This window comes from Kribbella sp. NBC_00382 (assembly GCF_036067295.1).
Taxonomy (GTDB): domain Bacteria; phylum Actinomycetota; class Actinomycetes; order Propionibacteriales; family Kribbellaceae; genus Kribbella.
Genome location: NZ_CP107954.1, coordinates 4925099 through 4945623, shown reverse-complemented (window position 1 = coordinate 4945623; position 20525 = coordinate 4925099). Strand labels below are relative to the sequence as shown.

Genomic DNA, 20525 nt, shown 5'->3' with positions numbered 1-20525 from the left:
TCGTCGAAACTGAGTGTAGCTTTGGTTTCGATGTACGACGAACGTCGAAAGGAATCCGATGATGCGCGCCCTGCTCTTCGATCAGCCCGCCGCCGACACCAGCACGACCCGAGTGGGCGAGGTTGCCACTCCGGAGCCGGGGCCTGGCGAGGTGGCGATCGACGTCCGGGCGGCTGGGGTGAACTTCATCGACGTGATGGCCCGGCGTGGGGATCCGGGCTATGCGACCGGCTGGCCGTTCGTACCGGGGCTGGAGGTTGCTGGGACGGTGCGGGCGCTCGGTACCGGAGTGAGTGGGCCTGCGGTGGGTACGCCGGTGGCGGCGTTCACTGCGACGGGTGGGCTGGCTGAGGTGGCCGTAGTACGGGGTGAGCTTGTGGTGGAAATCCCTGCTGGGCTGTCGTTTGAGCAGGCTGCAGTGGCTCCGGGCACGCTCACTACGGCAGCGCTACTGCTTGGACCGACTGGGCGGTTGCGCGAGGGCGACAGTGTGCTCGTTCACTCGGCTGCTGGTGGTGTGGGGCAGGCACTGGCTTCGCTTGCTCGGCTGTACGGCGCTGGCTTGTTGCTGGGGACTGTGGGTGGCGCGGGGAGAGCTGCTGCGGCCGAGAAGGCGGGCTACGACGCTGTCGTCGTGCGTGGTGACGGAATCGTCGACAGGGTTAGGGAATTGACGGGTGGGCGAGGTGTCGACCTGATCCTCGATCCGCAGGGGACCGACTGGATCGACACGGATCTGGAGCTCGTCGCTGCCGGCGGGCGGATCGTACTGTTCGGCAACGCGGGCGGGACTCCCCTGGCGTCGCTGCCTGCCGCCGGGAAGCTGTTCGGTGGGAATGCGGCTATCGGTGGCTTCAGCATCAGGGGGTACGCGGCGAAGGCGCCGTGGATGGTGGCTGAGGCGCTGACCGAAGTACTGCAGAGGCTCAGTCGTGGTGAGTTGAGGGTCGAGCCGACTGTCGTCGACGGACTCGAGCATGCGGCGGAAGCCCAGCAGGCCTTGGCGGAAGGGCGTGGCGAGGGAAAGTACGTCGTACGGCTAGGCGCTGACCTGTCATAGACCGCTGCACTGGCCGGAGCGGGGGCCGGAGACGTGGTTGGGAGCTTGCAGGTTGCGCGGTTTGGCGGCGTTGGCGGAGCAGGTCAGCGGTCCGTCGATGGTGTTGCCGGCCAGCACTACACGCTCTTCCGTACTTGCCCTGGTCACGGTGACCGGACCGCTGACGGTGGTGCCCACCAGCACTGCGCTCCGGGTCGTGCCATCGAGGGTGACCGGACCGCTGACCGTAGTACGGAGTAGGTGAAGGTCTGCGGCATCGATGGCGCGGACCGGGCCGGACACAATGCTGTCGGTGGCCACCAGTGAGGCGCCTTCGCGGATCTCCACCGGGCCGTTGACGGTCGCGTTCGTCAAGCAGGTCACGCCGGAAGTCACTGTGAGCGGACCGTTGTAGGTGCCGGTGATGGTGGTGACGCAGGTCGGTGCCGGGCGCAACAAGGTGACAGCGAACCGGCCGGGGGCCGCGATGTTGCCAGGGGCATCGATTGCGCGGTACTCGACCTGGTGGCGGCCGTAGCCCGGTGGAACGTCGTCCCACGGGACCACTCGGGCGACGCCGAGCTTGCCGAAGACGAGGTGGTCGATCTCGGTACCCTCCGCGGTGAACTTGAAGGGCGCGTCGGCGTCGGTGGGCCAGCCGTAGTAGTTGTACCAACCGTCACCGTCGACGCGGAACTCCGGTACGACGTAGCCGGCGCTGTCGTCCGTCGCCGCGAGGCCCATCGTGAAGGCGTCGTTGTAGATGTACTCCGGTCCGCTGGGCTTGGAGATCTTGAGGAGCGGCTTGGACAGGGTGGAGGTGACTGTCGGCTCTGCTCCGTCGACCTGCCAGGTCAGCTCGCTGCTTCCTACCCGGGCCGTCAGCATGTGGCTGCCGGACAGGCCCAGCGGTGCGAGTGGGAAGTCTCGGTCGTTGCCGGGGTTGGGGGTCACAACTCCGTCAACCCGCCACTCGACCGCAGGTTGCTCAGTGTCGTTCTGGGTGGTCTCCACGTAAACCACTTCATCCGCATTCACCGGGTGCTCGGTGGAGGTCGAGGTGGTGAAGGTCGGCTGGGCCTGGGTGGGGATTGAAGGTCGGGGCTGGGCTTGGTCTCCGGTGAAAGTCCAGGTGCGGGTTGCGGTGAGGGCGTCCGAATCTCTGATCGCGGGGTTCCGGACGAAGTCGGTGGGGTCGACGATTTTGGCGGTCAGGGTGTGGGGGCCCGGGGTGAGAGACAGCGAACTCAGATCCACGAAGCGTTGGTTGCCGGTGGGGAGCGGGGTGTCGTCGAGGAGCCAGCTGACGGTTAGTTCGTGGGTGGCGGGGTGGAGGGTCTGGAGCCAGACGAGCTGGGTGGGCGTTACCGGGCCGGCCGGGGTGCTGGACTGGATGAGGGTTGCCCGGGCGGAGATTCGCTGGGTCATCCGTTCGCGGGCGACCTGGTCGAAGTAATAGCCGAGGACCTTCATCATGGAGTGCTTGCTCGGCCGCCAGATACCGCTGCCGGCGTACATGCCCGACTCGTAGCGGCCGATCAGACCGCCGGACTCGGACGGCTCGCCCAGCCAGCGGAACCACTTCCGCTCCCTGTTGATCATCTGTTTCTCGGTCAGCAGGGTGTGGTGGATCGAGGTCGGCTCCGGATCCGACCACGGCGCTCCGCGCTCACCGCGGGCGTAGTAGTCGTACTCGTCCTGGAGACCGCCGAGCGAGTGACCGAGCTCGTGGGGCGTGATCAGTGCGGACAGCGCGTTGCCGCCGGACGCGGTCGCGTAGGCGCCGCCGGCGCCGCCGTACGTGTCGCTGTTGCCGATAGCAAGAATCTGCCGGTTGGACGCGGTCGTGCCGGGGACCAGGTTGGCGTACTTCCTCGCGGCGGAGTCGCTGACCGTGAGTAGCCGCTGGACCGAGTCCGGGTCGCAGCCACCCCAGAAGCCCATCTGGAGCGGGGTGTCGACCATGGGCGAGGTCAGGCTGGGGTCGCAGTCGACGCCGCTCTCGGGTGAGGGGATCTCGACGGCGTACACGTTGATGTAGTTGCGGTAGGTCTTGAACGGCTCGATGCTCCAGAGCACATTCAAGTGCTTGTCCACCTGCTCCCGGAACTTCGGCAGCTCACCGGCGGTATACCCGTCCCCCATCACCACCAGGTTGAAGCGCGAGGACGCCGGCCCGGTCACCTGCAACGGCACCACGGTCCCGACCGGCGCCGCAGCCTCGGTCACTGCGAGGGGCACTCCAGCGCTGGCGGCCAGCGGCACTCCCGCGAAGGCTGCCGCGGCGACGCCCAGCAGGGCGGTCAGACGTCCGGCCTTGAATCGAGTCCTCACAACCCGGCCCTCCCCCAAGTTCCGGCGCCCCGGTCCGGCTCGTGGCGAGCCCGCCGTGAGAAGCCTACGGAGATCGCGGCGGCCTTGTCAGCGGTTCCCGCGCGGCGAACTTGCCAGTAGCCAGGAGCGGCCCGGGGCGGCGTACGGCATCATGAGGGCTCGGGGAAACGTGAGGAAAGGACATCGATGACGGAACCGGCACAGTCGCCGCGGTTCGAGCCGGAGCCTGAGCGTCCGGTCGACGACGCCGGTGACGGCGATGGCAAGGGCATCTACTGGGTGCTGAAGAACGTCGTGGTCGGCCCGCCGGTCAAGCGCATCTTCCGCCCGAAGGTGGAGGGCGCCGAGAACATCCCCGACATCGGGCCGGCGATCATCGCGAGCAACCACCTGTCCTACGCGGACTGGATCTTCATGCCGCTGGTACTGCGCCGCCGGGTGACCTTCGTCGCCAAGTCGGACTACTTCACCGGCGCCGGACTCAAGGGCACGTTCCAGCGCGGCTTCTTCAAGGGCACCGGCCAGGTCCCCATCGACCGGTCCGGCGGCTCGGCGTCCGAGGGCGCGATCAAGGCCGGCCTGAAGGTGCTCGAGCGCGGCGATCTGTTCGGCATCTACCCCGAGGGCACCCGCTCGCACGACGGCAAGCTCTACAAGGGCCGGACCGGCGTCGCCCGGCTCGCGCTCGAGGCGAAGGTACCGGTGATCCCGTGTGGCGTGATCGGCACCGACGTGGTCGCGCCGCCCGGCAAGGTGGTCGCCTCGTTCGCCTCCCCGACGGTCAAGTTCGGCGAGCCGCTGGACTTCTCCCGGTACGACGGGATGGAGAGCGACCGCTTGATCCTGCGCGCCGTCACCGACGAGATCATGTACAAGATCATGGAGCTGTCCGGCCAGGAGTACGTCGACATGTACGCCACCAAGGCCAAGCAGCTGGAGGGCCGGGCACCCACCGGCGCACCCAAGAAGGTCCGCAAGTCGGACACCTGAGTCAAGGGGTGAGACAGGGTGGCACTAGGCTGGGAAACCGTGAGCGGACCGATCGCGTACCAGGGTGAGCCAGGAGCCAATTCGGCGATGGCGTGCACCGAGATGTTTCCCGGCCGCGAACAGCTGCCCTGTACCACCTTCGAGGACGCCCTCGAGGCGGTGAACACCGGCCGCGCCGGGCTGGCGATGATCCCGGTCGACAACTCGATCGCCGGCCGGGTGGCCGACATCCACCACCTGCTGCCGGACTCCGGGCTGCACATCATCGGCGAGTTCTTCCTGCCGATCCACTTCCAGCTGCTGGCCACGCCCGGTACGCCGATCGAGTCGATCAAGACGGTCCGCAGCCACGTCCACGCGCTCGGCCAGTGCCGCAAGATCATCCGCGAGCACGGCTGGGCGACCGTCGTCGCCGACGACACCGCCGGGGCCGCACGCGAGGTCTCCGAGCTGAACGACCCGACCGTCGCCGCCCTCTCCCCCGTCGCCGCGGCCGGCCTCTACGGGCTGGACATCCTGGCCGAGGACGTCGAGGACGAGCACCACAACACGACCCGGTTCCTGGTGCTGTCGCGCGAGCCGCAGGTGCCCGCGGTGGGGTCGGCGCCGACGATCACCAGCTTCGTCTACCGGGTCCGCAACGTGCCTGCCGCGCTCTACAAGGCGATGGGCGGTTTCGCGACCAACGGCGTCAACATGACCAAGCTGGAGAGCTACCAGCTCGGCGGCTCGTTCTTCGCTACCCAGTTCTACGCCGATGTCGAGGGCCACCCCGAGGACCCGCACGTCGCCCTCGCCCTGGAGGAGCTCGCCTTCTTCTCGGTCGAGGTCCGGATCCTCGGCGTCTACCCGGCCCACCCCTTCCGCGAGCAGATCGCCGAACCGGCCGCCAACCGCACCCTCCGGCCCCACCACTAAAACCAAGCGCGCTCCCCCGGCCGCACCCCATAGGGTCGCGAGATGGAATTCGTGACAGTGGACGGCCGGGACCGCGAGACCTTCGAGCAGTTCTACAACCTCCGAGACGCGGTACGCCGGGAAGCCGAGTTCCCGTCTGGCCTCGGACTGGAGGAGGCGCGGGTCCTGATGGCCGACCAGCACTCCGACATGCGAGCCGACGGACTCGGGCTGGTCGACGGCGACACGTGGCTCGGGATCGCCTGGTTCGACTGGCCATTGCAGGAGAACACCCATCTCGTCGAGGTCGAGATCGCGGTTGCCGCGCCGTACCGGCGTACAGGCGTGGGCACCAAACTTCTCGACGCGGTCATCGAGCGCGCCAAGCAGGACGACCGCCGACTGCTCGCGGGCATGATCCTGGGCGACGCGGAGACCGGCGAGAGCGCCGGTACTGCGTTCGCCACCAAGCACGGGTTCGTCCGCAAACTCGTCGAGCTGCATCAAGTGCTCGAGTTGCCGCTGTCGGAGGAACGGCTGGCCGAGTTGGACCAGCCGGTCGACGGGTACGAGATCGTCCAGTGGCGGGAGCACACCCCGGACGAATGGGTCGAGCAGTTCGCCGATGCGCTGAGCGCGATGTCGACCGACGTACCGACCGGAGACCTCGATCAGGAACCGGCCCGGTGGACGCCGGAGCGGTTGCGTGAGGCCGAGGCGCGCAGGCTCAAGCAAGGGCGCTTCTGCCACACCACGGTCGCGGTCGACAAGGACGGTCAGCTGGCGGCCTACACGCAGATGGGTGGCGCGACCAGCGACCCCGGGCGCCTCTACCAGTGGGACACGTTCGTCCGGCCCGAGCATCGCGGTCGGCGGCTCGGGCTCGCCGTGAAGGTTCCCAACTTCCGGTCGCTGCAGGCCGGGCTCGACCGCCCGGCCGTCCTGCACACCTGGAACGCGACGACGAACGCTCCGATGATCGCCGTCAACGTGCATCTCGGCTTCCGCCCGGTCGCGCAACGGACCGACTGGGAGCTGGAGATCTAGAGGAACATCCAATACGGGTAGCGCGCGGCGAGGGTGGCGCGGTGGTCTTGCCAGTCGGCTGAACGGCGGGCTGGGTCGAGCGGGTCGGCGTAGCCACCGTGGAGTCGGTAGCCCCAGGTGAAGGCGGCGACCGGCTCGACGACGCGGGTGTGGATCACGTCGGGCACGATCACCAGGAACGTGTCCGCGCGCCAGACACCGTCGGGATCTTCCGGATGCGCGGGGGCGTCGAAGAAGGTCGGCAGGAAGCCGTACGCGGACAGTGGGCTGGCGTCGGCGGTGAAGGCCGGCGCGTCCACCGTGACGGTGCCGGCTCGCGTGACGAGCTGGATCCAGCCCATGATCGCGTTGATGCCCTGACCGTGGTAGCGCAGCGTCGCAGTACAGATCGGGAAGTTGCGGTAGGACTTCGCGTCCAGGCCTGGCACGACCAACCCGTGCCCGGAGGCATAGGGATCGTCGTTGGCCAGTACGCGGATATTGATCAGTCCGCGTTGACCGCGGACCTCGAACGGAACGGACAGCTCTCGTCTCATTCACCCCTCCTGACGCCATTCTCCAACGTACGCAAGGGAAACGGTGAAATTGACTACCGGGGCTCCCGGTCTTGTGCACCGGCGGTGCCGGGAGCACGCTGAAAAAGAGCAGCGTCTTGGGGGGCATCCTGTTCAAGCTCCTTTCCTTGCCCCCGCACGTACTAGGGGGAAGAAATGCCGAGGAAGGCCAACGGGAGAGCGGACAAGAACGAACAGGACACCGGGAACCAGATGCCCGGTGGAATGATGGGGACCGGCGGTAGCAGCGGCGCGGGGATGGGGCGTGACAGTCAGCCGCCCAGCCGGCGGCAGTGTGGCGTGATGGATGTGCACCGGCGGTTGCTGTCCACGTCGGCGGAGTACGTGGCGGCGCGTTCCTACCTGGAGAACGCGACCACGCAGTACGTCGCGAGTCAGCAGCGGTTCAGCGGGACCGCGCACATCCCGGTCGTGGTGCACGTCGTCTGGAACACGGCCGCGCAGAACATCTCGCAGGCCCAGATCGACAGCCAGATCGAGGTGCTGAACCGCGACTTCCGAGCGGCCAACACAGACGTCGGCATCGTCCCGGCGCCGTTCACCGGGCTGGTCGCCGACGCGCGGATCGAGTTCGCGCTGGCGACGACGGACCCGAGCGGCAACCCGACGACGGGCGTCACCCGGACCCAGACGACGCAGACCGGGTTCAGCACGGACGACAAGATCAAGTCGTCGGCGACCGGTGGCATCGATCCCTGGCCGGCCGATCGGTACCTGAACATCTGGGTCGGCCAGCTCGGTGGCGGTCTGCTCGGCTACGCGCAGTTCCCCGGCGGCCCGGCAGAGACCGACGGCGTCGTCATCCTGCAGAGCGGGTTCGGCACCAACGGGACCGCGGCTGCGCCGTTCGATCTCGGTCGCACCACGACGCACGAGATCGGCCACTACCTCAACCTGTTCCACATCTGGGGCGACGACGGCACCGGTTGCAGCGGTAGCGACGAGGTCGCGGACACCCCCAACCAGGGCGGCCCGAACTTCGGCGTACCGACGTTCCCGAAGCTGTCCTGCAGCAACGGGCCGAACGGCGACCTGTTCGTCAACTACATGGACTACACCGACGACCGCGGCATGGTCATGTTCACCACCGACCAGGTGGCCCGGATGGAGGCCTGTCTGGACACCATCCGGAAGGACCTCAACCAGGCTTCGGTCTCCGGTACCGCACAGCCGACTCCCGCCGGGCCGGTTGTGTCGTGGGACGACAACCGGATCGACGCGTTCGTGCTCGGTACCGACCGTGCGACGTACCACAAATGGTGGGACGGAGCCGCGTGGGGACCGTCCGTCAGCGGCTACGAATACCTGGGTGGTGTGTGCGTGAGTGCTCCCGAAGTGGCGTCCTGGGGGCCGAACCGGCTCGACGCTTTCGTGCTCGGAACCGACCACGGGGTCTACCACAAGTGGTGGGACGGGACCACCTGGGGACCGTCGGAGACGGGCTACGAAGCGCTCGGCGGCATCTGCATGAGCCCGCCGCGGGTGGCCTCGTGGGCCGAGAACCGGCTGGACGTCTTCGTGCTCGGGACCGACCGCGCGCTCTACCACAAGTGGTGGGACGGCACGGCCTGGAACGACTTCGAGAACCTCGGCGGCATCTGCATGAGCCCGCCCGAAGTAGTTGCCTGGGGCCCCGATCGGCTCGATGTCTTCGTGCTCGGCACGGACAACGCGATCTACCACAAGTGGTGGGACGGCACGGCGTGGGGCGGCTTCGAGTCGCTCGGCGGCGTCTGCGCCTCTCCCCCGACCGCGGTGGCCTGGGGTCCGAACCGGCTCGACCTGTTCGTCATCGGTACCGACTCCGCGCTCTACCACAAGTGGTACGACGGTACGGCGTGGTCGGCGGACTGGGAGAACCTCGGCGGCATCTGCACGAGCGCGCCGACCGTGGTCTCGTGGGGCGCGAACCGGCTGGACGTCTTCGTGCTCGGTACCGACTCGGCGCTGTACCACCAGTGGTGGGACGGCACGTCGTGGTCCGGGTTCGAGTCGCTCGGCGGCATCTGCACCGACGAGCCGCGTGTGACCTCGTGGGGACCCGATCGACTGGACGTCTTCGTCGTCGGAACGGACGGCGGGATGTACCACAAGTGGTGGGACGGAACGGCCTGGGGACCGTCCATCACCGGGTACGAGGCGCTCGGCGGTGTGATCAGCGACTTCAAGCTGGATCAGCCGGCGCCGGACCTGTTGCCGAACGGCGCCACCACCGAGCAGGCGGTGCTGAACTGAACAGCCAGCAGTTGGTCGGGCGGTGGACGCACTCCTTCGAGGAGGACCACGACGGCGTGACCGTCTACCGCCGCGACGACTTCGCCTTCCCGCCGGCTCGCGGCCGGCGGGGGGTGGAGTTCCACGCCGACGGCAGCTTCACCGACTGGCTGATCGGCCGCGGCGACGCGCCGGAGGGGCATGGCGGCCGCTGGTCGGCGGGCGGCGAGATCAGCCGTAGTACAGGCTCCGCCGGATCGATCGTGGCGGCGGCACCGGATCGGCTGGAGATTCGTTGGAAGGAGTGAGATGACCGGTTCGCCTGTTCGGTACCTGGTGGTGCCGACCGCGGATGCGGCCGACGGCGCCAAGTCGGCGCGGTTCGGCGACAAGACGATCCTGTGGGGACCCGCCGACCAGAAACTCGGCCGGGCCTCCCGGACCGTGCCCGGCCTGGTGCTCGTGACGCAGGTCGGACGGAGCTTCCAGGACGAGTATCCGGACGTCACGCCGCTGCTCGACCACGGTCGCCATCTGGTGATCTCGGCCGCTGACAAACCCCGGAGGCGCTCCAACCACTGCTGGCGGGTCGAGGCGTTGAAGCCCGGTATGACGGTCGTCGACGTGCCGGTCCGGTCGGCCCGGCGCGCCGACCCTGTGGTTGCCGGGCTGGTCGGTGAGCTCGCGCCGGCGTCGTACCAGGCGGATCTGACCTGGCTGGCATCACTGCCGACCAGGCATTCGCTCAGCGCGTCGTTCACCACGGCGGTGGAGTTCGTGGCGGCCCGGATGGTTGCCCTCGGCTACAGCGTCACGCGTACTCCGATCACCGTCGGGGCAGGTCATTCGGAGAACCTGATCGGCGATCGTTTGGGGTCGGGAGCTGGTACTCGCGGGCTGGTGGTGATCACGGCGCACCTCGACTCGATCAATCTTGCGGGTGGGCCTGGTGGGAACGCGCCGGGTGCTGACGACAACGGGAGCGGGGCGGCCGGCGTACTGGAGCTCGGGCGGCTGATCGCGAGTCGCAAGTGGGAACACGATGTCCGGCTGATCCTCTTCGGTGGTGAGGAAGAGGGGTTGTTCGGGAGCAAGCAGTACGTCGCTGCGCTGCCGGCTGGGGAGCGGGCGCGGATTCGCGCGGTGCTCAACATGGACATGATCGCGTCGAAGAACACGGTACTGCCGACCGTCCTGCTGGAGGGGGCGCCGGTGTCGTCGGGGCAGATGGATGACCTTGCGGCGGCGGCCGCGACGTACACGGGGCTGAGGGTCGAGACGTCGCTGAATCCCTTTGCCAGTGACCATGTGCCGTTCATCAACGCGGGTGTGCCGGCGGTGCTGACGATCGAGGGCGCGGACAGTGCGAACGGGCACATCCACTCGGCTGACGACAAGCTCGAGTTCCTTGACTGGGCCTTGGCGTCCGAGATCCTGCGGATGAACATCGCCGCGCTCGCCGGCTGGCTCGGCCTGGTCGGTGCGGCTGAGGCGCCGCGTCCGCAACCGGCGGGGTCGGCGGTTTCCTGGGGGCCGGGCCGGCTCGACATCTTCGTTCGCGGCAGCGACTCCGCTCTGCATCATCTCTACTGGGACGGCGGGACTTGGCATGATTTCGAGTCGTTGGGAGGTGTCATAGGCTCCTCCGGGTGACGGACCTTTCGTGGAGTGGTTGCCTGAACACGCGTGATCTGGGCGGGTTTTCGACCCGGTACGGCGGGGTGACGCGGGGCGGGACGATGATCCGGACGGACTCCCCCGACAAGCTCGACGCTGTCGGGCGGGAGGCGCTGGTCGCTGTCGGGGCTGGGTTGGTGCTTGACCTGCGCTCGGATTGGGAGATGACGCAGACGCATCCGCTGGCGGGCGTCGCGGAGTACCGGCGGATTCCGTGGATCGATCCGGTCCGGGAGAAGGAACGGGTGCCCGCCGACGAGCCGCTGATGGCGGACATCTATCGCGGCAGTCTCGATCGCAACCAGGGACAGATCGGCGCCGCTCTGCAGGCGCTGGCGGATGCGCCCGCGGAGCTGCCGGTCGTCGTGCATTGCAAGTCGGGCAAGGATCGGACCGGGCTGCTGGTCGCTTTGCTGCTCGATCTGGTCGGGGTGCCGCGGGAGGAGATCGCAGCCGACTACGCGATCAGCGAGGACCGCCTCGGGGTACTCGCCCGGATCGCCGAGCTGCCGGTCGAGGAACGCGCTGCGGCGGAGGTGCTGTCGCGGACGCTGCCGGAGACGATTCTGGATTCTTTGGATCATGTCGATGCGCGGTACGGCGGGGTGCGGAGCTATCTGGAGCTGTGTGGGTTGACCGGGGCCGAGATCCATCGGCTGGCGATGCGGTTGGTGGGGGCACCGATCGAGGCGGTGGTGTTCGACTTCGACGGGCTGCTGATGGACACCGAGACGACGCTGGTGAAGAGCTGGGAATTCGAGTGGGCGCAGCATGGGCTCGAGTTGGTGCTGGACGACGACTTCTGGCCGGGGCACGGTGGGGATACGAAGGAGGCTCGGTACGCCCAGTTGGCTGCTTTGGTGCCGGACTTTGATCGCGAGGTGAGTCATGCGCGGCGTACGGCGTACCGGGATCGGCTGCATGAGGACCTCGACTTCCGGCCGGGCATCCACGCATGGTTGCTGGAGGCCCGCGAGCTTGGTCTGCGACTTGCGATTGCCAGTAGTTCGGAGCGGTCGTGGGTGGTTGGACATCTGGAGCGAGTCGGCGCGCTCGAACTCTTCGACGTGATCGCTGCCGGGGACGAGGTCTCCGCGCACAAGCCTGATCCAGCGGTGTATCAGCTCGCGCTGGACCGCCTCGGACTGCCTGGTACTTCGACTGCCGCGGTCGAGGACACCCAGCACGGCGTCGCCGCAGCCCGCGCGGCGGGTATGGCGACCGTTGCCATCCCCAACCCGTATGTCGTTGCGTTGAGCGCTGATCTGGTGCTGAGCAGTGCCGGCGAACTGTCGCTGAGCGACGCGTTGCTGGCTGCTTCGAGCGTTTGACCCTGCGTTTGAAGGGTCAGCGGCACGCTGTTGCAGGAGGTGCTGGACCCGCGCTTCGGTTACCTTGAGGCTAAGTGGGACCGCTGGGGGGCGGGCAGCGCTGGGGAGAGGATCCTGCGATGACGCTGTTTCTGTTCGCCGCCGCGGCCGGATTCACCCTGGCCGCGGTCATCACCGACAACAAGGCGATGCTGTACGTCGGGCTCGGCATCTGGGCCGTCGGCGTGCTCTCCGCCCTGTGGCTGTGGACCGGCCCACGCCGGCAAGGATTCCGTACTCCGGAAGCCGCGCGGGCAGCCGCCGAGGCGGGCAACCCACGGGCGATCCGGGCGCTCGCGATGGATGCCCTGAGCACCGGCGACGACGCCCGGGCGGAACGGCTGCTGCTGGTCGCGATCGACCACGGCGATGTCGACTCGATGTGGGAACTGGGCCGGCTCGTCGAGCGGCGCGATGGAATCGATGCCAGCGACGGGTGGTACCGGATGGCCGCCGAGAACGGTCATTTCGCGGCCCGGCGCTATCTCAAGCGCCGGGATCTCCTAGAGGACTGAGAGTGGCAAGAGCTTCTTGCCGGTGGGGCCGATCTGGATCTCGGTGTTCATCTGCGGGCAGACGCCACAGTCGAAGCACGGCGTCCAGCGGCAGTCCTCGACCTCGATCGCGCCGTCCTCCTCGAGCGCGTCCTGCCAGTCCTCCCACAGCCAGTCGCGGTCCAGCCCGGAGTCCAGGTGGTCCCACGGCAGCACCTCGGCGTACTCGCGCTCGCGCGTCGTGTACCAGGCGAGGTCGACCGGGGTGTCGGCCAGTGCCTTCTCGGTGGCGGCGATCCAGCGGTCGTACGAGAAGTGCTCGCTCCAGCCGTCGAACCGGCCGCCGTCGCGCCAGACCTGCTCGATGATCCGGCCGACCCGGCGGTCGCCGCGCGACAGCAGTCCCTCGATGATGCCCGGCTTGCCGTCGTGGTACCGGAAGCCGATCGCCTTGGCGTACTTCTTGTCCGACCGGATCGCCGCGTTCAGCTTGGCCAGCCGGGCGTCGGTCTCCTCGACCCCGAGCTGCGAGGCCCACTGGAACGGCGTGTGCGGCTTCGGCACGAACCCGCCGATCGACACCGTGCAGCGGATGTCGTTGCGGCCGGACACCTCACGACCGGTCTGGATCACCCGCTTGGCCAGGTCGGCGATCGCGAGCACATCCTCGTCGGTCTCGGTCGGCAGCCCGCACATGAAGTACAGCTTCACCTGCCGCCAGCCATGGCTGTACGCCGCTGCGACGGTACGGATCAGATCTTCCTCGGTGACCATCTTGTTGATCACCTTGCGCAGCCGTTCCGAACCGCCCTCGGGGGCGAAGGTCAGACCGCTGCGCCGGCCGTTGCGGGAGAACTCGTTGGCCAGCGTGATGTTGAACGCGTCGACCCTTGTCGAGGGCAACGACAGCGAGACGTTGCTGCCCTCGTACCGGTCGCCCAGGCCCTTGGCGACCTCGGCGATCTCGGTGTGGTCGGCCGAGGACAGGCTGAGCAGCCCGACCTCCTCGAAGCCGGTCTGCTTGAGGCCGTTCTCGACCATGTCGCCGATCGTGGTGATGCTGCGCTCGCGGACCGGGCGGGTGATCATCCCGGCCTGGCAGAACCGGCAGCCACGCGTGCAGCCGCGGAAGATCTCGACCGAGAACCGCTCATGGACGGTCTCAGCGAGTGGTACCAGCGGCTTCTTCGGGTACGGCCAGGCGTCCAGGTCCATCACGGTGTGCTTGGCGGTCCGGAAGGGCACGCCGGGGCGGTTCGGGGCGATCCGCTTGATCCGGCCGTCGTCGAGGTAGTCGACGGTGAAGAACTTCGGGATGTAGACGCCGCCGGTGGAGGCGAGCCGGTGCAGCACCTCGTCGCGCCCACCCGGGCTGCCCTCTTCCTTCCACTCCCGGATCACGTCGGAGATCGCGAGCACGATCTCCTCACCGTCACCGAGCACCGCCGCGTCGATGAAGTCGCCGATCGGCTCCGGGTTGAACGCGGCATGCCCACCGGCCAGCACGATCGGGTCCTCATCGGTCCGGTCGACGGCGTGCAGCGGGATCCCGGCCAGATCGAGCGCGGTCAGCATGTTGGTGTAGCCGAGCTCGGTCGAGAACGACAGCCCGAACACGTCGAAGGCCCGGACCGGCCGGTGACTGTCCAGCGTGAACTGCGGGATCGCGTTGTCCCGCATCACCTGCTCCATGTCCGGCCAGACCGAGTACGTCCGCTCCGCGAGCGTGTGCTCCCGCTCGTTCAGCACCTCGTACAGGATCTGCACGCCCTGGTTCGGCAGCCCGACCTCGTAGGCGTCCGGATACATCAACGCCCACCGCACACTCGCCGAGTCCCAGTCCTTACTGACCGAATTCAGCTCACCACCGACATACTGGATCGGCTTCTGCACCGTCGGCAGCAGCGGCTCCAGGCGGGAGAACAAGGACTCAGCAGTCATCACAGAACTTCCAGTCAGAGGTCAGAGCGCCTACCAGCCTAACGCCGCACCCCGCCCGACCCCGCATCCCTCACCACTTTCCCCCTGCTACGGACGGTGGTCGGGTCAAGTCAAGGGCGGTCAGCGGAGGGTGGTGGCTTCGAGGATTTCGCGGGTCAGTTCGGCTTCTACGTTTTTGCCGTGGACTACGTCGTGGAGTTCTGGGTCGGTGAAGAGGGGGCGGAGGTCGGCCGGGATGGTGGTGGGTGGGTCGGCGGTACCGACGTACTCGAGGTGTTCTGGGTAGCGGGCCAGGTGGCCGGCGAGTTTGGGCCAGCGGAGGGTGAGGATGGTCCAGAGGGCGGTTTCCTGCTCGCGGACGGGGTTCTCCTCGAGGTTCACACCCTGCAGCGTCTCGATGCCGCGGGCGATGCCGTACGCGTTGACGAGGCGCTTCATTGCGCGGGGGTTCGGGTCCCGGCCGAGCAGGTGGCGGAACGGCTCGAGGGTGTGCTGGAGTTGCGGCTGGGCGCGTTCGCTGACCATGCCGACGGCTTTCTCTTCCCATTGGCCGTACACCTCGGCCACGGACTGGTCCGGTCGCGCAAGGCCCTTCGCGACGGCGGCGGCGACGTTCGGAGGTACCAGGTCACCGCCCGCCTCAACACTGGCCTCAGCTAGGTCGGCCTGCTCCGGTACTCGCGGCGACCGCAGGATGCGCCCCCAGAACGCAGCGAGCCGGGCACCTGCCTGCGGCAAACCGGTCGAGATCTGGAACGTCTTCTCCAGGAAGAGGTATCCGACCGGCCGACCGACCTCGCCTGTACCGCTCACGAACCCGGCGTACTCCGCAGCGTAGCTGTCCGCCAGCCAGTCACGATCCGCTGCGATCACGTACGTCACCGGTACGTCGCGGAACAGCGTCTGGATGCCCTCGAGCAACTCCACCACGTACGGGCCCTTGCAGCGATCGAGATCGTCGATCATCACCACGACGTCGTGGTGGATCCACTTGGTCAGGTCAGCCAGGTGATCCTGCACCGTCCGCATCGGGTCACTGGTATTCGCCATGAACCGTCTGGCGCCCCTGGCCGAGGTGGTGAAGACCCACCGGCCCATCGCATGCAGGAGCCCCCAGACGGTCAGCGCGGGAGTGATGATCGCCGCTGCTGCGACTACATAGTCCTTGAACGTGTTCGGCGAGGGTGGCTCGTCCTTGCCTGGGGCTGTGAACCAGCCAGCCTGCCAGGCCCACATGACCGCTCCCGCGACGAGCAGCAGAGCCACGTACCCGGGCCAGCCACCCTTCGCCCGCCAGACCCGCTCGCGGACCCAGAGGCGGATCGCCCGTGGCTTGTCGAACTTCCAGAGCTCCCTGACGGCACCGGAGTACAGCGCCGTCATCAACCACCACCACGGCGGCTCGATCCGCTGATGCCGCCAGGCGTTGAACTCGACCACGACACAACGCTTCTCGTCAGCCTCGTCGTCTGCCTTCCGCAGCTCGTCGGCGAGGAAGTTGAGCACGGAGGTCTTGCCCGCACCCCAGGGCGCGTGCAGATGGACGATGAACGCCGCACCCCGCGAAGCCTCCGCCTGCCGGCTGTTCCTCGCCTCTTCCTTCCGCGCATCCCGAATCCGCTTGGCCAGTACCCGGGCAAACCCCTGCCGCCCGAGCTCATCGACGTACGCCGGCCCATCCGTATGAGTAGGAACCAACTCCTCCGAGCGCCGCTCACGAGAGGTCCCCGTGGAGGCGGTCACCGGGGAGGCAGTCGTTGCGGCCTGCTCCGGTGCTCGACTGGACCGCTGACCTGCCGGATCGGCCGTGCTGCTACTGCTGGACGGCTCCGGGGCGTCGGTGCTGCTCAGGCTCAGCTTGCGGAGACGGTCGAAGATCGCCTTGTCGAGCACATGGATGTATGGAGCCATGCTGGGATCTGCGGTGCCGAAACCGACCGCTATCGCACTCAGCGAATCCTCCGGCGTCAGCAGGCCGGCACCACTGCCGAGCAGTGGGAACACCGTGCCGCCGGGCCGGACGGCGGCATCATCGATGCGGACAGCGATCTCGCCCACCCGGCGCGCGGCTTCCAGTACCAGCTGTTCTGTCGGCTCGTTCGTCGCGACCACGGCCGCGAGCAGGATCGTCTGGCGCCCGTCGGCCGATGGCAACTCGACGACCTCACCTGGCGCGAGTTCGCGCTTCGGCCGCATGATGCCGAGGGCATCCAGCCGTACCGCGAAGTCTGGCGCGATACTGCCGCTGGTACTGCAGGGCACGACCAGCACCCGGGCGTCGCTGTCGAAGAGATTGCGGAGAAAGACCTCGACCCGATGCCCGTCGACGTTCACCACAAGGTGTTCCTGCTGCTCAGCCATGCACCCCTCCCCTGACGCAGGGTAGTGGCTGAGCGGTGGCTACGGACAATGGTCAGGTCAGGTGGGTGAGTAGGAGCTTGTTGATCTGGTCGGCGTGGGAGTAGGTGACCAGATGCGCGGCGTTCTCGAGGATCTCGAGGTGGGCGCCGGGGATTTGGCCGGCCAGGGGGATAACGGTCTCGGGTGGGATTGAGGTGTCTGACTCTGTGGTGATGAGAAGGACGGGGGCCGTGATGTCTGCTAGGGCGGGGCGGAGGTCCATGGCGCCCAGGGCCTCGCAGCAGGAGGCGTAGCCCTCGGGGGAGGTGGTGAGGAGTTGCTGGCGGATGGTGTCGACGTCGGCGGCGTGCGCATCGGCGTACTCGGGGAGGAACCAGCGGCTGAGCGTCGCCTCGGTGATTGCCTTGGTGCCTTCGGCGCGCACCTGGGCGGCTCGGTCGGTCCACATCTGGGCGCCGGCGGCCGGGTACGCCGGCGGGCAGAGGATCGCGAAACGGTGAAACCGGTCGGGCGCGTTCTCGGCCAGCCAGAGGCCGACCGCGCCACCGAGCGAGATGCCGACGTACGACGCCCGCTCGATCAGCTGGTCGTTGAGCAACTCGATGACGTCGCCGCCGAGGTCCTCGATCGTGTACGGACCGTCGGGCGCCTCGGAGTCGCCGTGCCCGCGATGGTCGAACGCGATCACCCGGAACCGCTGGGACAGTACGTCGAGCTGCGGCGCCCACATCGCGTGCGTCGTACCGAGCGACGACCCGAGCAGCAGCACAGGCGCATCGTCAGGACCGGTCGTCTCGTAGTTGAGTCGCATGGAGCCCACAGTACGAACGTTGCTAGCGCCTCGGAAGGGCGAGTGCTTGAACGATGGAGGCGCTAACGTCGGGCCATGATCAAGGGTGTCCCGGGGTTGGGAAATGTGGTCGAGCTGGCCGAGGTGGTGCGGAGCGGGTTCGTCGAGAGCCGGCATTTCGGGCTGGCGGTGGCGCTCGATCCGGATGGGAAGGTCTTATTCGCGGCCGGGGACGTCGATGCTGTCGTACTGCCGCGGTCGACTGCGAAGCCGTTGCAAGCGGTGGGGTGCATCGTCGCCGGGGCCGAGCTCGTCAATGAGGAGGCTGCGATCGGCGCCGGGAGTCATACCGGCGAGGATCGGCACGTCGCGGTGGTGGACCGCCTGCTGGCTGCGGCCGGCCTGGACCGATCGGCTCTGGGTTGTCCGCCGGACCGCCCGGAGGACGAGCCGACCCGCTTCCGTTTGATTGCCGAAGGCATCGAACCCTCAGCCGTCCGGATGAACTGCTCCGGCAAACACGCCGCAATGCTCCTGGCAACCGTCGCCCAAGGCAACAACCCTGCCACCTACCTCGATCCTCAGTCGCCGGTCCAGCGCACGATCACCACCGAGATCGAGCGTCTGACCGCGTCCTCCACCGGAGTCCTCACCGTCGACGGCTGCGGCACTCCCCTACTCGGCATGCCCCTCTCCGGTCTAGCCCTCGCCTTCTCCCGCCTGGCAACAGCCCCAGCCGGTACTCCGGAAGGCCAGGTCTCGGCCGCGATGCGCCAGTACCCAGAGTTCGTCGGCGGCAAAGGCCACCAGAACACCGAAGTCATGCGACTACTCCCCGGCATCATCGCCAAGGGCGGCGCCGAAGGTGTAATCGCCATGGCCACCCCCGACGGCCACGCGGTAGCCATCAAAGTCATCGACGGCAACCCCCGAGCCACCACCGCCCTAGCCCTCACCCTGCTGGGCAAGTGCGGCGTCGACACCTCCCCCGCCGCCGACCTACTCGCCCTCCCAGTCCTCGGCGGCGGCCGCCCAGTCGGCGAGATCCGCTCGGTGCTCTAGCCGGGCTAGCGGTAGAGGGGTAGGGCGCCGGTTAGGGAGTCGACTGCTTGGCGGGGGCCGTGGATTGCCAGGGCTGTGTAGTCGAGGTCTTCGGGTTTCGTGCCGGCCATCGTGGCTTGGTACTGGTCGTAGGTGCGGGACATCCGGGCGACCTGGTTGACGTCGTGGACGACGACCTCGGGGTGGGCAGCCGCAGCCTCGCGTAGTTGGGTGAGGCGGTCGGCTGCCGCCTTCAGGACGGGGATCGGATGGACACACATGCCGGGGTGCGGGTTGCCGGCTGCGTCCTGGGCATCCGCGCCGACCATGTCGGGCACGTGCGAGCCGACGGCTACCCCGACCAGCGCGGCTGCGTTGAGTGCTACTCCGATTGGTGCATCTGCGTCGATGACTACGACGATCTTGTTCGCCAACACGGCACCGACGTTAGCCCGCTGAACGGCTGGCGGACGCCAGTACCGAACGATGTTCGGCGGATCTGCGAAACTGCCAGCTATGGACGAACTTGATACGGCACTGCTGCGGATGCTGCAGAACGACGCGCGGAGGACCAATCGGGAGATGGCCGCCGAACTGGGGATCGCGCCGTCCACGTGTCTGGAGCGGATCAGAGGGCTGCGCGACCGCGGTGTCATCAGCGGCTACCACGCGGAGGTCGACCTGCAGGCGATCGATCGCTCGACCCAGGCGATCATCTCGATCAAGCTGCGCCCGCAAGCGATGGCGACGGCCACCACCTTCCAGACCTATGTCCAGAAACTCCCGCAGACCTTGGCGATGTTCATGGTCTCCGGCGCCTCCGACTTCCTGGCCCACGTCGCTGTCAAGGACACCCAGGCGCTGCGGGACTTCGTCCTCGACCTCGCCAAACGCCAGGAGATCGCCGACATCCGCAGCTCCGTGGTCTTCGAACACCACCGCCGAACCACAGTCCTCCCCCTCCCCGACCGCTGAACCGGCAGGTCAGCCGCCGGTCTTGGTGAGGGTGGTGCGGGCCTTTTCGACCGCCGCCTCGGTAGCGCCGTCCAGTTCACCTGGCTGGCCGGCCAGGACGCCCACAGCGAGGATGACGTCGCCGATGCCGGTGATGGCAGCGTCGAACTCGAGGCCTTCCTTGGGCCCGCTGACGCCGGTCAGCTTGAAGGCGAAGGGCTCGTCGCCGAACTGAGGAGCAGCCGTCTCCACGACCTCCATCTGGGTGGAGCCCGCGCCCTCCATCCGCATGGTGACCTTCTTGCAGGACGCGACGGCTTCCTTGTACGACGTCTGCAGTTCGCGGACCGCCTTCGAGGTGCTCATCGAGTCGAGCGAGAAGTCGATGTACGGGCCTTCCTGGCTGCCCGAGAACGAGCGATGCACGCTCCGCTTGGAGTCCGGGGCCTCGTCGGCGTTGAGCAGCTTGACCAGTGGCTTGCATTTGCTGGTCGGCGCGGAGAACGGCGTACTGCCCTCAGCCGGGTCGTCCTCCTCCTCGGAGAAGCCGCTCGGCAGCTCCTTCAACTCGAGAAGGGCCTTGGTGAGCTCGGTTTTCGAGCGTTTGACCGGACCGGTCTCGGTCGGCGTACTCTCCGTCGGAGTCGCCGTCACCGAGGGTGTCGGGGTCGGGGTGGAGGCTCCACTGGGCTTGTCGTCACCACAGGCGGTGAGCGACAACGAGAGGACGGCGGCAACGGCGAGCGGGAACGACGACGCGAGCTTCATGACCCATCCAGAACCGTCGAGAGCGCAGGGAAG

Annotated in this window: 18 protein-coding genes; 11 read left to right on the top strand and 7 right to left on the bottom strand. The window is 67.7% G+C overall.

Features of this window, described 5'->3' with window-relative positions:
* Positions 1 to 61: 61 nt before the first annotated feature.
* Positions 62 to 1060, top strand: coding sequence for a quinone oxidoreductase family protein (locus OHA70_RS23895; protein ID WP_328321250.1), 999 nt, complete (start codon positions 62 to 64; stop codon positions 1058 to 1060).
* Here the strand turns inward: OHA70_RS23895 and OHA70_RS23890 are convergent.
* Positions 1055 to 3373: a M64 family metallopeptidase gene (locus OHA70_RS23890; RefSeq protein ID WP_328321249.1), complete on the bottom strand. Its 2319-nt coding sequence runs from the start codon at positions 3371 to 3373 to the stop codon at positions 1055 to 1057. The genes OHA70_RS23895 and OHA70_RS23890 overlap by 6 nt on opposite strands.
* Positions 3374 to 3559: 186 nt before the next feature.
* Here OHA70_RS23890 and OHA70_RS23885 point away from each other — a divergent pair, with 186 nt between their 5' ends.
* Genes OHA70_RS23885 through OHA70_RS23875 form a run of 3 tightly spaced genes read left to right on the top strand, consistent with a single transcriptional unit; the run spans position 3560 to position 6307 of the window.
* A complete protein-coding gene (locus OHA70_RS23885; RefSeq protein WP_328321247.1) occupies positions 3560 to 4363 on the top strand; it encodes a lysophospholipid acyltransferase family protein in 804 nt (267 codons plus the stop codon).
* A gap of 39 nt (positions 4364 to 4402) precedes the next feature.
* Entirely contained in the window at positions 4403 to 5281 is an 879-nt protein-coding gene (locus tag OHA70_RS23880) for a prephenate dehydratase (RefSeq protein WP_328321245.1), read from the top strand.
* 42 nt (positions 5282 to 5323) lie between these two features.
* Entirely contained in the window at positions 5324 to 6307 is a 984-nt protein-coding gene (locus OHA70_RS23875; RefSeq protein ID WP_328321243.1) for a GNAT family N-acetyltransferase, read from the top strand.
* On the opposite strand, the gene OHA70_RS23870 is transcribed toward OHA70_RS23875, so the two are convergent.
* On the bottom strand, positions 6304 to 6843 hold the full coding sequence (locus OHA70_RS23870; protein ID WP_328321241.1) for a hypothetical protein: 540 nt from the start codon (positions 6841 to 6843) through the stop codon (positions 6304 to 6306). The two genes, OHA70_RS23875 and OHA70_RS23870, sit on opposite strands and share 4 nt — an antisense overlap.
* A gap of 174 nt (positions 6844 to 7017) precedes the next feature.
* Here OHA70_RS23870 and OHA70_RS23865 point away from each other — a divergent pair, with 174 nt between their 5' ends.
* The 5 genes from OHA70_RS23865 (at position 7018) to OHA70_RS23845 (ending at position 12658) form a co-directional block, all read left to right on the top strand.
* Positions 7018 to 9117 carry a M43 family zinc metalloprotease gene (locus OHA70_RS23865; RefSeq protein WP_328321239.1) on the top strand — a complete coding sequence of 700 codons (2100 nt, stop codon included), beginning with the start codon at positions 7018 to 7020 and terminating at the stop codon, positions 9115 to 9117.
* 56 nt (positions 9118 to 9173) lie between these two features.
* Complete coding sequence (locus OHA70_RS23860; RefSeq protein ID WP_328321237.1) at positions 9174 to 9404, top strand: hypothetical protein; 231 nt, start codon at positions 9174 to 9176, stop codon at positions 9402 to 9404.
* Between the two features lies 1 nt (position 9405).
* A complete protein-coding gene (locus OHA70_RS23855) occupies positions 9406 to 10749 on the top strand; it encodes a M28 family metallopeptidase (RefSeq protein ID WP_328321235.1) in 1344 nt (447 codons plus the stop codon).
* On the top strand, positions 10746 to 12104 hold the full coding sequence (locus tag OHA70_RS23850; protein WP_328321233.1) for an HAD-IA family hydrolase: 1359 nt from the start codon (positions 10746 to 10748) through the stop codon (positions 12102 to 12104). Before OHA70_RS23855 ends, OHA70_RS23850 begins: the two co-directional genes overlap by 4 nt.
* A gap of 119 nt (positions 12105 to 12223) precedes the next feature.
* Entirely contained in the window at positions 12224 to 12658 is a 435-nt protein-coding gene (locus OHA70_RS23845) for a hypothetical protein (protein ID WP_328321231.1), read from the top strand.
* On the opposite strand, the gene OHA70_RS23840 is transcribed toward OHA70_RS23845, so the two are convergent.
* From OHA70_RS23840 to pcaD, 3 genes are all read right to left on the bottom strand, one after another.
* Positions 12647 to 14578 carry a TIGR03960 family B12-binding radical SAM protein gene (locus tag OHA70_RS23840; RefSeq protein WP_328321229.1) on the bottom strand — a complete coding sequence of 644 codons (1932 nt, stop codon included), beginning with the start codon at positions 14576 to 14578 and terminating at the stop codon, positions 12647 to 12649. The genes OHA70_RS23845 and OHA70_RS23840 overlap by 12 nt on opposite strands.
* Before the next feature lie 120 nt (positions 14579 to 14698).
* A complete protein-coding gene (locus OHA70_RS23835) occupies positions 14699 to 16939 on the bottom strand; it encodes a KAP family P-loop NTPase fold protein (RefSeq protein WP_328321227.1) in 2241 nt (746 codons plus the stop codon).
* 52 nt (positions 16940 to 16991) lie between these two features.
* On the bottom strand, positions 16992 to 17750 hold the full coding sequence (gene pcaD, locus OHA70_RS23830; protein ID WP_328321225.1) for a 3-oxoadipate enol-lactonase: 759 nt from the start codon (positions 17748 to 17750) through the stop codon (positions 16992 to 16994).
* A gap of 75 nt (positions 17751 to 17825) precedes the next feature.
* On the opposite strand from pcaD, the gene OHA70_RS23825 reads away from it, so the two are divergent.
* Complete coding sequence (locus tag OHA70_RS23825; protein ID WP_328321223.1) at positions 17826 to 18791, top strand: asparaginase; 966 nt, start codon at positions 17826 to 17828, stop codon at positions 18789 to 18791.
* 5 nt (positions 18792 to 18796) lie between these two features.
* On the opposite strand, the gene OHA70_RS23820 is transcribed toward OHA70_RS23825, so the two are convergent.
* Positions 18797 to 19207, bottom strand: a complete 411-nt coding sequence (locus OHA70_RS23820; protein WP_328321221.1) for a DUF2000 domain-containing protein — start codon at positions 19205 to 19207, stop codon at positions 18797 to 18799.
* A gap of 79 nt (positions 19208 to 19286) precedes the next feature.
* Here OHA70_RS23820 and OHA70_RS23815 point away from each other — a divergent pair, with 79 nt between their 5' ends.
* Entirely contained in the window at positions 19287 to 19745 is a 459-nt protein-coding gene (locus OHA70_RS23815; RefSeq protein WP_328321219.1) for an Lrp/AsnC family transcriptional regulator, read from the top strand.
* A gap of 9 nt (positions 19746 to 19754) precedes the next feature.
* Here the strand turns inward: OHA70_RS23815 and OHA70_RS23810 are convergent, their stop codons facing one another.
* A complete protein-coding gene (locus OHA70_RS23810; protein ID WP_328321217.1) occupies positions 19755 to 20492 on the bottom strand; it encodes a hypothetical protein in 738 nt (245 codons plus the stop codon).
* Positions 20493 to 20525: the final 33 nt, after the last annotated feature.

Coding starts and splice junctions, on each gene's coding strand:
- OHA70_RS23895 (WP_328321250.1), top strand. CDS start 62: ATGCGCGCCCTGCTCTTCGATCAGCCCGCCGCCGACACCAGCACGACC.
- OHA70_RS23885 (WP_328321247.1), top strand. CDS start 3,560: ATGACGGAACCGGCACAGTCGCCGCGGTTCGAGCCGGAGCCTGAGCGT.
- OHA70_RS23875 (WP_328321243.1), top strand. CDS start 5,324: ATGGAATTCGTGACAGTGGACGGCCGGGACCGCGAGACCTTCGAGCAG.
- OHA70_RS23870 (WP_328321241.1), bottom strand. CDS start 6,843: ATGAGACGAGAGCTGTCCGTTCCGTTCGAGGTCCGCGGTCAACGCGGA.
- OHA70_RS23865 (WP_328321239.1), top strand. CDS start 7,018: ATGCCGAGGAAGGCCAACGGGAGAGCGGACAAGAACGAACAGGACACC.
- OHA70_RS23855 (WP_328321235.1), top strand. CDS start 9,406: ATGACCGGTTCGCCTGTTCGGTACCTGGTGGTGCCGACCGCGGATGCG.
- OHA70_RS23845 (WP_328321231.1), top strand. CDS start 12,224: ATGACGCTGTTTCTGTTCGCCGCCGCGGCCGGATTCACCCTGGCCGCG.
- OHA70_RS23840 (WP_328321229.1), bottom strand. CDS start 14,578: ATGACTGCTGAGTCCTTGTTCTCCCGCCTGGAGCCGCTGCTGCCGACG.
- OHA70_RS23835 (WP_328321227.1), bottom strand. CDS start 16,939: ATGGCTGAGCAGCAGGAACACCTTGTGGTGAACGTCGACGGGCATCGG.
- pcaD (WP_328321225.1), bottom strand. CDS start 17,750: ATGCGACTCAACTACGAGACGACCGGTCCTGACGATGCGCCTGTGCTG.
- OHA70_RS23825 (WP_328321223.1), top strand. CDS start 17,826: ATGATCAAGGGTGTCCCGGGGTTGGGAAATGTGGTCGAGCTGGCCGAG.
- OHA70_RS23815 (WP_328321219.1), top strand. CDS start 19,287: ATGGACGAACTTGATACGGCACTGCTGCGGATGCTGCAGAACGACGCG.
- OHA70_RS23810 (WP_328321217.1), bottom strand. CDS start 20,492: ATGAAGCTCGCGTCGTCGTTCCCGCTCGCCGTTGCCGCCGTCCTCTCG.